The sequence below is a fragment of the Owenweeksia hongkongensis DSM 17368 genome (assembly GCF_000236705.1).
GTDB lineage: Bacteria > Bacteroidota > Bacteroidia > Flavobacteriales > Schleiferiaceae > Owenweeksia > Owenweeksia hongkongensis.
Window position 1 is genome coordinate 3,482,558 of the sequence record NC_016599.1, and the last position, 12,195, is coordinate 3,494,752.

A 12,195-nucleotide genomic window follows, 5' to 3' on the forward strand; every position below is an offset into this window, starting at 1 on the left:
ATTGTGTTTCTCATTGTGAAGGCAAATGTAGAATCATTTTGCAAACGGCCTAATTGTTTTTTGGAAAAAATCATTTTCACACAAGGTTTTCAAGGTTAGCGGACCTTTGGTGTATGCTTGTGTAGCTTGACTTTTAAAGGGATATTTGCGAGAATAAAGTAAGCCCATGAAAAAACTATTCATTCTAGCCCTGTTCCCAGCATTGATGATGGGGCAGTATAAAAATGTAAAAATTGGAGAGTCGGCTCCTGCTCACCGAGGTATTTGCGAGCCTTCAATTTCCATCAATAAGAAAGACCCACAAAATGTGACGGCAGGAGCTATTCTGGACAGAGTTTTTTACTCTAATGATGGTGGCCTGACATGGACTGGCGATACCTTGAAATCATCTTATGGTGTGTGGGGCGATCCGGTTTTGATTTCTGACTATGAAGGTAATCAGTACTTTTTTCACCTTTCGGATCCTACCGGAAAAAACTGGAAGAGCGAAGAAATACTGGACAGAATAGTTTGCCAAAAAAGTACAGATGGTGGCAGAACCTGGAACAACGGTAGCTACATGGGGCTCGATCATCCAAAAGATCAGGATAAGCAGTGGGTAGCTGTTGATCCTAACAATAATAATCTTTATGCCACATGGACACAGTTTGATAAATATGGAAGTAAAGACACTGCTGATAAAACCAACATTTTGTTTTCAATGTCTACCGATAGAGGTGAAAGCTGGAGTGAGGCCATTCAGGTAAATGAATTTAGTGGAAACTGCCTGGATGGCGATAGTACGACCGAAGGTGCGGTGCCGGCAGTGGGCCCTGACGGGGAAGTATATGTGGCTTGGGGTTATAATGAAAAAATATATTTCAATTCATCTTTAGATGGTGGCAAAACCTGGAGTAAAACTAATGTAGAAGTGGCTGACCAACCCGGTGGCTGGGACATTCATGTGCCTGGACTGCAGCGCGCCAATGGAATGCCGGTTACGGTTTGCGATGTGAGTGATGGCCCACACCGAGGAACTATTTATGTGAACTGGGTGGATGATCGTAAGGGGAATTTTGATGTGTGGTTTAGCAAAAGCACCAACAAAGGAAAGAGCTGGAGCAAGCCCAAAAAGATAAATGACGATAAAGGAAAAGCGGATCAGTTTTTTACATGGATAAGTTGCGACCCAGTGACCGGTTACCTCTACGCGGTGTTTTATGATAGAAGAGATTTACAAGGTTTGCAAACCGATGTGTACATGGCGTATAGTAAGGATGGCGGCAAACACTGGACAAATGAAAAGATTAATGAAAAAACCTTTACGCCAAATCCATTAGTCTTTTTTGGAGATTACAATCACATAGATGCATACAATGGTATGGTCCGCCCCATTTGGACACGCATGGAAGCTGATGGAGGAATGAGTATTTGGACAGCGATTATCAGTTTGCAATAGATCAATTTGCAGTTTGCAAATTCGTTGGGTTAGATTTTTTAAATTCAATTGAATATATAATCTAAACACAATGGGAACTTTTAAAGACTTAACCGCCTACAGCAAGGCTTTTGATACTTCAATGGAAATATTTGAAAAAACAAAAAGATTTCCAAAAGAAGAAGTTTACTCTTTAACGGATCAAGTGAGGCGTTCTTCCCGTTCAGTGTGTGTAAATCTTGGTGAAGGTTACAGAAAGAGAATGTATCAAAAGCATTTTATGGCTAAGGTTTCAGATGCGGATATGGAAAATACCGAAACCTCAATTTGGCTCGACTTTGCCCTTGCTTGCAAATACTTAGATGAAGATTCACATTCACGTCTTCAAGTTTATAATGGAGAGGTTGGAAAGCTATTAGGACATATGCTGAAGTATCCGGAAAAATACGGAGCAAAATAGAATCCCTATACCTAGGTTAGTTTTAAGTAAGAATTGCATTTTTGCAAACTATTGATTTGCCAACTGCCAAATTGAAAATTGCAAACTGAATAAAGAAAATGCCAAACTCCCAATTCCTTACTCCCGATTCCAAGCTCCTAATAGTTTCCACAAGTAAAATTTACGGTTCATCCTACATGGAGTATTTGCTCGATGAGGTGAAAAACTTTTTTGACGGAGCAGAAGAAATCCTTTTTATTCCTTACGCTCGCCCGGGTGGGGTAAGCTTTGACGAGTACACGGAAGCACCACGTAAAGCTTTCGCTCAAATTGGTGTTTCTGTAAAAGGCATTCATGAGTTTGAAAACCCAGCAGAGGCGGTAGCTAATGCTAAAGGAATTTTCACAGGAGGAGGTAACACCTTTTTGTTGCTCAAAACACTTTATGAAAACAGATTAATTGAGCCTTTGCGTGAAGCTGTAAAAAGCGGAACACCATATATGGGAAGCAGTGCAGGTAGTAATATAACTGGACTTACCATAGGCACAAGCAATGATATGCCGATTGTTTACCCGCCAAGTTTTGACGCCTTGCAATTGGTGCCTTTCAATATCAATCCGCATTATTTAGATCCTATTCCTGATTCTAAGCATCAAGGAGAAACTCGTGAAACCCGGATTAATGAATTTCACTTTCAGAATGAACAGGCAGTAATTGGTTTACGCGAAGGAAGCTGGTTGAGGTTAGAAAATTCTAAACTTGAGCTAAGTGGAGATTTAACGGCTCGTCTTTTTGAAAAAGGTAAGGATGCTCGTGAAGTAGAGCCTGGAGATGTTTCGTTTCTATTAAATTCCTAATCTCATTTCATGAGAATATTATTTAGCAAGCCTTTAGGGCTTTTGACGCTTGCTATAGCTTTGGCGTTGGTGGTTCCTGCTCTTATGATGGATGGGATGTTTTTCGATGCAACCTGTTATACTTCGGTAGGGCTTAATCTGGCCAACGGGATGGGTACGCCTTGGCAACTCTTTTATAGCGTAGATCACATTAACAGTCACCCCGGATTTTATGAAAATCCTCCTCTGGGATATTGGATTTTTGCTATGTTTTTCAAGTTATTTGGAAATAGCATATTCGTAGAGCGCTTCTACCTTTTGCTGGTATATATTATTTCCATGGTGCTCATTAGTCGTATTTGGAATATGGTGCAGCCAAAGTATAGGTCAGTAGCTTGGCTTCCAATTTTGTTATGGAGTGTAATGCCACTTACTTTTTGGGCATACACCAACAATATTATGGAAAACACCATGGCCTTGTTTGTTTTTGTCGCAATTATTCTTGGTTGGAAAAGCGCTGTGTCATCATCGAAAAGTTATCTATGGGCGGCACTATCAGGGTTTTCATTGTTTCTGGCATTTATGGTAAAGGGGGTTCCAGGTATGTACCCGTTGGTAACGGTAGCTATTTATTGGTTGGTCTATCGCGATATCAGTTTTAAAAAAATGCTGGGTCTATCCTTAGTTATGTTTGCAGTGGGATTTGGCTTTATACTTATGCTTTTTGTATTTCCCGAGAGTAATCAGATGATGGAGCATTACTTTTTCGGTCGAACGATGGAAAGAATCAACAACTCACCGGTGGTGGCTAATAGACTGGAAATTGTAAGAGAGCTGTTTCAGCAGACTTTAATTCCGATGGTAATGGTGGCTTCGGTAACTATCATAAATAAGACTAAAAGTGGGCAATGGCTTTCTTTTGATAAAAAAGCATTTTGGTTTTTCTTATTAATTGGTCTTGCAGGAATATTGCCGTTAATTCTCACCAGCGTACAGCGTGGGTTTTATATTGTTCCTGCTATACCGCTAGTGGTTATGGCCTTGGCAGTGCTTGTGGCCGATGTTGTACAAAACTGGTTAGGTAATATTTCTCCAAAAGCAGGAAAAGTCATATACGTTTTAAGCTTTCTTATTTTGATAGCTGTGGTAGTAGCCAGTATAGCTTTGGCAGGAACGCCTAAACGTGATGGGAAAATAATAGTGGACGTTCAAAAGGTGTCAGAGGTTGTAGGGCAGCACACCACCATGGTAGCTCCGCGATCTTTATCTCAGCACTCCTCAACAAAGTCTTATTTTATGAGGAACGAATTTATTCAACTGGATAGCCGACCAATAAGTGAAGGTAATGAGCCAATGAAGTGGGGGCTGGTGGAAAAAGGTGTAGAGTTTCCCCTGGATGGTTATGAAAAGTACCCGCTGGAGTTAAACAAGTTTGAATTGTACAGAATATCGGAATCAGATGAGTGATAGGCTGAGTGACATCTTAGGGTTTTTAAAAGAACGTAGCGATAATGCAAAGGCAAAGTCATTGTCACATTTTGGTGTAGAAGCCAACAAAGCCTATGGCATATCCATGCCCGTTTTACGAAAGCTTGCTAAGGAAATAGGAAAGGACACGCCATTAGCCGAAGAGCTTTGGAATGAAGGACACCATGAAGGTAAATTACTTGCAGGGCTGATTGCAAACCCCAAAGAGGTGACCCTGGAGCAAATGGACAGATGGGTAAATGAAATTTACTCCTGGGATGTGTGCGATCAACTTTGCATCAACCTTTTGGTGAAAATAGATGCTTGCTGGACTTTAACTGAGCGCTGGATTCATAATGAATCTGAATATGTGCGCAGGGCTGGTATAGTAATGATTGTTGCATTGCGAATCCATGATAAAAAGGCCGAGGATAAAGATTTGGAGCCATTTTTTCCTTTACTAAAAAAGTACGCTACTGATGAACGTAACTTTGTAAAGAAGGCCGTGAATTGGGCTATTCGAGAGCTAGGAAAACGAAGCATTAAGCATTATCCAATAATGATTTCTCTTTGTAATGAGCTTTTGGAAATGGACTCCAAATCTGCAAAGTGGAGTGCTAGTGATGCCCTGCGAGAACTGAAAAGCGAGAAGATTAAAACTAGGCTCGCCATCTGAGGTTAAAAGCACTCCTGTTAAATTCAAATACGCCCCCATTTGAATCGGTTAGAATAATGTCAAAATTTAATGTTAAGGAGTCTTCTTTACTAGTGAAAGCAACTTTTAGAATTAGTTCATCATACAAGCTCTGTTCTTGAGGTAAAAAGTCCTTTAGTGGCCTAATTGCCTCAGAAGGATATTGATTATAACGATTAAAGGCGTATTCAAACAAATCTGAAATTGTATCACCATTCATGAAAGTACCAAAGGTGTTATTATAAAAAAGGGAATCTCCTCTATAGATAATGTCAATGTTGGATATTTTGTTGTCTACTTTTGGAATACCCGGACTACAAGCATAAGCTTTGTTGCCAATTCCTAGGCTATGACTTTGCTGAGCAATACGTTTTGTTTCATCTATTGAAAAGGATAGTGCTATATCATTTCTATGGTAGTAATCTGAAGAATCTACCCAATTACCTAGATTGATGGTACTACCATTAAAAAACGAAATTGATGAGTAATGTTTGGCGAATGATTCGGCTTTCACCAAAGTTGCAAAGTTTTCGCCCGCACAAGGGTGTTGGATTTCTTCTTTAACGCACCCGATGGGGTGAATTCCTATAAAGATAGCCAGCAAGGATAGTTTAATCAGGTTTTTCATGTTGAGTAATTGATGGGCTAATCTAAAATAAGATGGGATTGGAAAGACAGTGTTAAGTGATGTTTAAGGTTTTAGAATTGAGGCTCAAATCCTCTTGTTGAGAGTTTTAGATGCCCTCCGAGAACTGAAAAGTGAGAAGGTTAAAGCGAGGCTGGGGATTGCTTAGTGCGAGGTTTTATTTTTCCGAATTCAACAGTAATTCCAGTGCCAATTGAAACCTTATGGAGTTTAAAGTTGTAGGGGTAAGTGTTTACTTCTTCAGTGTTAGCGTCTAGGTTTGTGATAGTTTCCTTGTATACAAAGTTGGCTTTTGAATATGAGTAGGCTAGGTCAATGTTTATTAGAAACCGTCCAGCGAAACGATACCCAACAGATAGAGAGGGGGTTATGGCAAATGTTTCTTGGTACTGTTGAGAAGCCCTATAATCTATTTCCGTGATTTGGTTGGTGCCTTTTTCCTTAAGCCTTATAGTGCTTGGGTTTGCATCAATCCTTTCGGTTCCTATAAGCAACTTAGCTTTGTATTGTAGTTTTCTTTGTTGATACCTATAGACAGGTCCAAAACGAAAGGATTCTTGATCGCCTACAAATAAAAACTCACCATAGTGAGGCTGCTTTGTAGTAGTGGTAATAAAATACTGATTACTATATTTTTCGTTGAGATAGTTTTCATAATCAGCGGTTTGTTGTTTGTGGTTGTTGATATTGGACCCATGCATGCTAATCTCCAACCCAAAATGCTTTGTGATATAAAACGAGCCTGCAAAGATTTGCCAGTAAACACTATTCATGTCAAAGTTGATGAGGTAATCTGGAGTGATGGTTTTTGTGTGTCGAGTGCCCATGTTGAATCCGATGCCTGGTCGCAAGTCAATGCGTCCATAAGGACGAACCTCGTTTTGTGATAAGGCCGAATGGGTAAAGAGTAACATTGGTAATAAAGCGGAAATAAAGAATCGCATGCTCATCGTAGATAGACTATAGTGGTGGTGTCTTTTAGCGTTCTTCCATCAGCGAAATTTATTATTAATTCAAGCTGATGATTCCCTGAGATTGGAGGAGGAGTCATTAATAGAAAGTTGATATGGAACTTTGTGCGGCTTTCTGGTTCGTATTGTTGTCGATTAAACTCCGTGAGAAATTCATTCATATCGATGAATCCTTCAGTTTTAAAGTAACCGGATATGTCAGTTCCTGCTCCGTGATTTTGGTCAAAAGGATTGATTGTAATGATTTGTATTGAAGTTGCTGAGTCTTGCGGTGTGATTGTTAATGCAGGGGAACAATGACAACCAAAAGCATAAACCGAACTACTAAAGAAGGGGAGATTCTGATGACTGCAAATGCCTTCGGAGCGTTCAATGGTAAGTTGAATGCCGTATGCTTCTTTTAGAATGGTGTCACCCACAGCAATTAGCGGTTTTGGTCCGGCATTGTCGAGGTTTTGTAGGGATAAAGTGCAATTGCTGTAATTAAAATATTCGGGTGTAGGGCAATCGCAGCATCCTACGATAAGCACATCCAACAAAAGGGGAAGGAAAAGAAAGAATAAAATACGTTTGGTTTTCATGAGATCAATAGTTTGTGGCTTGAACTATTTATCTACACGGAAAAAGGATTAATGTGGTTGGGTTGCTATTTTGAAGGGAGAAGTTTAACAGTTATGTGCTCCGATTTAAAAACTTTTCCATCAGTAAGAGTGGTAATCAGGTCAAACCGAAAATCTATAGAGTCTTTATTGTTTTCACTGAATCTTATTAGAAGGCTTTCTTCTATATTTTGATATAAGTCACTGTAGGATTCGAGTGCTTCGGGTGGTGAATAATCATTGAATGTACTCGAAACATTAAATATGTTGGTGATTGTGTCTCCGGTATTTATGTTTATAGAGTCATTGAAGGTTATACTGCTTCCAGAGTAGATTGCGACAATGCTTTCAACTGGATTGCGATAGTGGTATAAAGGAGAGCAGGCTATTGCCATATTTTGAAATCCAAGGAATGGCGGTGCTTTGATTGAAAATGCCAAATCAACACTTTCGAAGCTCATAAGGAAACCGATCGAATCATTATGATAACTTTCACTTGTATCAATCAAGGGTGCGAGATGAGTTGGGTAGCCTATATCCAGATTAGCGATGTGTTTAGTATCTATTTCAACATTGGAAATGTAATAGGCGTGACCTTCCAAACCTTCACACGTATTCCCATCATATTTATCGCAACTCACAGGATGAATCCCCAGAAAAATAGCAAGCAGACTTAGTTTAATTAGTTTTTTCATGTTGAGGTTTATTGGACTAACGTCATAAAAACAGTTATGGTTGGCTACTTACTCCTTTCCCCCACAAAGTTGTCTTCATTATCTCTAAACAAAAGATTGAAAGTGATGGGCGCTGCAACAAGGTGGTGGTAATCGATAGTTATTCTTTTACGAGTTTTGCAATCACGGACTTACCGCTGGATATGGATATTTTTAGATAGTAGACGGCTTTGGGCCATGGTATTTCAAGATCAAAACCAGCGGTGGTTCCAAATTCTTCTAACCAAATCAACTTTCCAGCAGTAGTCCATATTGTAGCATTCACCCCTTGTAGTACATCGGAAAACTGTACATGCACAACACCAGTGGTAGGGTTTGGGTAAATGGACATTCTAATGCCGAACGGGTTGTCGATTGATTCTTTATCAGAAATAGTAAAGCAAGCAGAAGTATCAGTACAGCCATTTTGGGTAATCCTCACAGCATAGCGTCCATTGAAGATGGGAACAAAATGGGACTTTGTTTGTCCAGATAATACTTCATGCCCATTAGTGCATTTTAGCCATTGGAAAGTAGCAGGAATGGCGTGGGCTGTTAGAGTGCTGTCGGTTTGGGTTACCTCGGTGTCAACATCTTTTATTTGGAGATGTATAGTAATGATGCTATCACAGCCAGCCCTATTTCGGATAATATCGGTATATAATCCACTTTTAGTCCATCTGTGTTGACCACTGGGTGAAATATATTGAATGCATGCTGTGTCTATAAGTGTGGAAGTGCTAGAATGTTTTATTGTGAGGTTGAGAATAACTACAGAGTCGCAGCCATGGATACTTTGTAAAAATGCTGTGTCTGAGGCATTGGAATGGTACATTTTGCCATTGGCTGGCCATAGGTATTCATCACATGTAGTAATTGTCTGTGTTCGTTGCGTGGCTTTGTGAATATTGAGGTATAGTTGAACTAGTGTGTCACAGCCTTGTGGACCTACAAGGGTATCGGAGTACATGCCACTGGTGGTGAAAATGGTGTCCTGTATAGGCCAGTAATAACTTTCGCAGGCATGTATGGTGTCCAGCCGATTGGTAGAGCAGCCCTTGAACTTCATCAAGAAAGCACTTTGTTTGCCCATGGGGCCATAGAGGTGGTTGTTTTGAAACCCCTTAAAGGCAATACCGGTAGAGCTTTCTGTGTCTCCACCTAGGTAGATGTTATTTTTGAAATCGGTGGTGCTCGCTACAATTTTGTCATCATCTTCACCTCCAACGTATGTGCACCAGATTAATTTGCCACTATAGTCATATTGGGCCAAAAAACCATCAGAAGGCCCCTGTAAATAATTTTGGAAGCCACGCCAAGCTATGCCCTGTGAACTGATGGTGTGTCCAGCTAGATAAATGCGTTTTTTCCCGTCTACTGTGCAAGTGAAGCCTAGGTCTTCATAAGGTCCACCAAAATAGGTTGCCCATAATAATGAGCCTCCGGCACTTATGCGTGCCAAAAAACAGTCTCCGGCCCCTTGGTAGTTTTGCTGCATGCCCCCAGTGGCTATACCTGTAGAACTCTGGGTAGTACCGGTAATGAATAAATTGCCCTGCTTATCCAGAGCGCAACTGTTATTAAACATTCTGAATTTAAACAGCTTTTCTTCAGCGGGTCCACCAAAGTAGGAAGACCAGAGCCTAGCTCCGCTTGGGCTAAATTTAGCTACATACAGGTCTGTTTGGCTTTGAAGGCTGTTCTGAAAACCATTGTACGCAAGGCCTGTATCTCCAGGGTTTCCAACCACCTGCCCATACAAGTAGGTGTTACCCATTTTATCCACCTCACCAGAAATGGCATCGTTAATTAAATTTCCACCGAAATAGGTTCCCCAAAGTCTGCTTCCGCTACTGTTAAATTTTACCATAAAAGCGCTTCCTAAATTTGGAAGTGTGTCCATAAATCCATTACTGGCAATATTATTGGAACTTCCGGTAGAACCGATTAAAAATACATTGGACTGCGCATCTGTGCCGCAATGGCTACCTTCTTCATTGGCATCTCCGCCATAGTAGGTGCCCCATAATCTTGTTCCGTTGGGTGCGAACTTTACCAAAAATGCGTCATAGGTATAGGGATGTGGTGAAGTTGGATTACCCCTTTGCATTTGATGACCATTACTACTTATTGCTGTTAGACTGGTGGTAGTACCTGCTAGGTAGATGTTTTGCTGAGGGTCTGTGCTACATGAATTTCCTCTATCGATTCCGGCACCACCGTAGTAAGTGGCCCACAGCCGCTGGCCTGTACTGTCAAATTTTACTAATAAGCCATCACTCAAGCCAGCATGTGTGTTTTGATGTCCACCGGATGAAACATGCGTTAGGGCAGAGCTTGCTCCTGCCATGTAGATGTTGCCTATACTATCGGTGTCAATATCATTACTTGACTCAGAAACGCCATATCCATAATATGTACCCCATTCAATAATCGGGTCGATTATGATAGTGTCAGTCTCTGATTTTTCTACTTCAAATGAAAGTATGTTGTCCTTCAATTGAAAACTGCTGGGTACTACTTCTTTGTTAATTGTGCTGAGAGGTGCTTGTTCTGCAATACAGCCAAGCGGTGTGGAAATTAAAACACTCCCATCGTCATGTTTCTGAATTTTTGTAGCTCCATCAAACTGTAATTGAATCAGGGAAATATCAGCTCCAGGCTGCGCTACAAAATCATACTTCATAAACTCACCATGCTGATAAAAGACCCAATCAATGCCGGGGTATACATCTTTCAGAATGATTTTTTTAAAAGTACGCACACCGGTAATCCCTTCAGGGCAATGAGCTAGGTAGTAGTTTTCATAGTAGCCCGTGGCATCTTCATACTCTACACTCGGGGTAGGGTTGGAACCTACAAGATGTACGTCCAGACGAAATGTGGTGACATCTATGTTTTCATTGTATGGGCTATGACCATTGCTAAATTTAGGATTGTCTGTAGGGGAATCAGTCGTGTCTGCTGTAGCAAACAGGTAATGCAACCCCTGTTTGCCGATAAAAACCTGTACACCCCTGCTCCTGGTAATCGCAATTATATCTGGCCTTGGTTTGCCATTGTTGTCTGTTATCTGGCCTTTGTTTTCTAAAAAGCCTGAGTTACCATTATGTTGAGGTTCTATACGGTGTAGGGCATTGATTTGCAGAGCCACGGTGACAAAAAAAGTAGTAAATAATCTCTTTATTATCATGGCCTGTTTATCAGATTCAGGTAGCTTTAATGGCAAATATTTTAAGTCGACTTAACAATTTACAAGTTACAGTTTCATCTTTCACTTACTCCTTTCTCCCACAAAGTTGTCGTCCTTATCTCTAAACAAAACATTGAAAGTGGTGAGGCTTCCGTAAATCTTTGTGATGTACTGTTGCAAATCTACTTTGGTGGTATCATCCAATTCCTTACTGGAGTTTATCTTTTGCTCCATTACGCGCAGGCGATCTCGCACCATTACTATTTTGTGAAAAAAAGTGTCGATAGGAATTTCTTTTTCGGCCAGATCGCGCTGCTTAGGCTTTAGCACCATCGTGCCATCTTTCCAGCGGTCGGCAATTTTTACAGTGGGGGTAATGTCGCTCCAGCGCTGTAATAGGTGGCGCAAAGTAGTTTCTACTTCGTAAAAGCTTACCAAGTCTAGTTCATAGTTTAAGGCTTCAATTACTTCAAATTCAGACTCCAACTCTATGGTTTCTATACCGCTTTCTATAAAGCTTACATAATAGTGTTGCGAAGTAGCATTGGTGATTACGCCTTTTCCATATTTGGGATGATTGATACGCGAGCCAGGAGCTAGTGGTTTCATTGTTTTAGTTTTTAATTAGAAGATGAACTTAATAAAAATATTGGTCCATACATTTTTGGTGAAAGCCATAGCTCAATTAATATTGTAGCTTTCGCCAATAAATTTATATACATGAGATTTCTACTTCGCATCTTTCCTTTGCTGGCTTTTTCCTTCTTTTTGGTTTCTTGTGGTGGATCAAAGGTTTCAAAACCTGAATCATCCACTTATTTGTTTTTGAGCCAGGGAGGAGGTATTACCGGAAAATATGAAGGCTTCATTTTGTATGAAGACGGCAGGGTGAAAGTTACCGAAGGTGAAGGGCAAGAAAATCCAAAGCCAAAAGGTAAGTTGCCGAGCCGTGAGGTATCAATGATATTCGAAGCTTGGAACGTGCTTGATGTACAGGATAAAATTCCTTTTAAGCCTGGAAATATGAATTACAAAATTATATATGGTTCAGGTCCTGACCTTGTGATATTGGATTGGAGTGATGGCCAAAAGGTAGATACAGAAATTCAAGAGTTTTTTTCAGAAACCTACCGGAAACTTAGGAATGCTGAGTAGAAAAAGAAAAGCCTGTATAGAAATCAATTCTATACAGGCTTTTTAGGACGGGCAAGTGATTAAAG

12 protein-coding genes are annotated in these 12,195 nt (G+C 40.4%); 6 read left to right on the forward strand and 6 right to left on the reverse strand.

All coding sequences use genetic code 11. The features are described 5' to 3' along the window. Positions 1–166: 166 nt before the first annotated feature. From OWEHO_RS15360 to OWEHO_RS15380, 5 genes are all read left to right on the forward strand, one after another. Positions 167–1,438, forward strand: a complete 1,272-nt coding sequence (locus tag OWEHO_RS15360; RefSeq protein ID WP_014203411.1) for a sialidase family protein — start codon at positions 167–169, stop codon at positions 1,436–1,438. Between the two features lie 70 nt (positions 1,439–1,508). Then, complete coding sequence (locus tag OWEHO_RS15365) at positions 1,509–1,877, forward strand: four helix bundle protein (protein ID WP_014203412.1); 369 nt, start codon at positions 1,509–1,511, stop codon at positions 1,875–1,877. A gap of 98 nt (positions 1,878–1,975) precedes the next feature. Next, a complete protein-coding gene (gene pepE, locus OWEHO_RS15370) occupies positions 1,976–2,713 on the forward strand; it encodes a dipeptidase PepE (protein WP_014203413.1) in 738 nt (245 codons plus the stop codon). A 9-nt stretch (positions 2,714–2,722) separates the two neighbouring features. Further along, a complete protein-coding gene (locus OWEHO_RS15375) occupies positions 2,723–4,159 on the forward strand; it encodes an ArnT family glycosyltransferase (RefSeq protein WP_014203414.1) in 1,437 nt (478 codons plus the stop codon). Continuing rightward, positions 4,152–4,835 carry a DNA alkylation repair protein gene (locus OWEHO_RS15380; protein WP_014203415.1) on the forward strand — a complete coding sequence of 228 codons (684 nt, stop codon included), beginning with the start codon at positions 4,152–4,154 and terminating at the stop codon, positions 4,833–4,835. The genes OWEHO_RS15375 and OWEHO_RS15380 overlap by 8 nt, the downstream gene beginning before the upstream one ends. Here OWEHO_RS15380 and OWEHO_RS15385 read toward each other — a convergent pair. The 6 genes from OWEHO_RS15385 to OWEHO_RS15410 all read right to left on the reverse strand — a co-directional run bounded on the left by OWEHO_RS15385 (position 4,819) and on the right by OWEHO_RS15410 (position 11,584). Next, a complete protein-coding gene (locus tag OWEHO_RS15385; RefSeq protein ID WP_014203416.1) occupies positions 4,819–5,481 on the reverse strand; it encodes a hypothetical protein in 663 nt (220 codons plus the stop codon). The genes OWEHO_RS15380 and OWEHO_RS15385 overlap by 17 nt on opposite strands. A 140-nt stretch (positions 5,482–5,621) precedes the next feature. Further along, the gene (locus OWEHO_RS15390; RefSeq protein ID WP_143764635.1) at positions 5,622–6,443 is read right to left on the reverse strand and encodes a hypothetical protein; all 822 of its coding nucleotides are present in this window, start codon (positions 6,441–6,443) and stop codon (positions 5,622–5,624) included. A gap of 2 nt (positions 6,444–6,445) precedes the next feature. Next, a complete protein-coding gene (locus tag OWEHO_RS15395; RefSeq protein WP_014203418.1) occupies positions 6,446–7,051 on the reverse strand; it encodes a DUF5034 domain-containing protein in 606 nt (201 codons plus the stop codon). A gap of 65 nt (positions 7,052–7,116) precedes the next feature. Then, entirely contained in the window at positions 7,117–7,764 is a 648-nt protein-coding gene (locus OWEHO_RS15400) for a hypothetical protein (RefSeq protein ID WP_014203419.1), read from the reverse strand. Positions 7,765–7,903: 139 nt separating this feature from the next. Further along, positions 7,904–10,975 carry a T9SS type A sorting domain-containing protein gene (locus tag OWEHO_RS15405; RefSeq protein WP_014203420.1) on the reverse strand — a complete coding sequence of 1,024 codons (3,072 nt, stop codon included), beginning with the start codon at positions 10,973–10,975 and terminating at the stop codon, positions 7,904–7,906. 81 nt (positions 10,976–11,056) lie between these two features. Further along, positions 11,057–11,584, reverse strand: coding sequence for a hypothetical protein (locus OWEHO_RS15410; protein ID WP_014203421.1), 528 nt, complete (start codon positions 11,582–11,584; stop codon positions 11,057–11,059). A gap of 111 nt (positions 11,585–11,695) precedes the next feature. On the opposite strand from OWEHO_RS15410, the gene OWEHO_RS15415 reads away from it, so the two are divergent. After that, positions 11,696–12,130 (forward strand): hypothetical protein, encoded by a 435-nt coding sequence (locus OWEHO_RS15415; RefSeq protein WP_041627666.1) that lies wholly within the window; start codon positions 11,696–11,698, stop codon positions 12,128–12,130. The last annotated feature ends 65 nt before the right edge of the window (positions 12,131–12,195 follow it).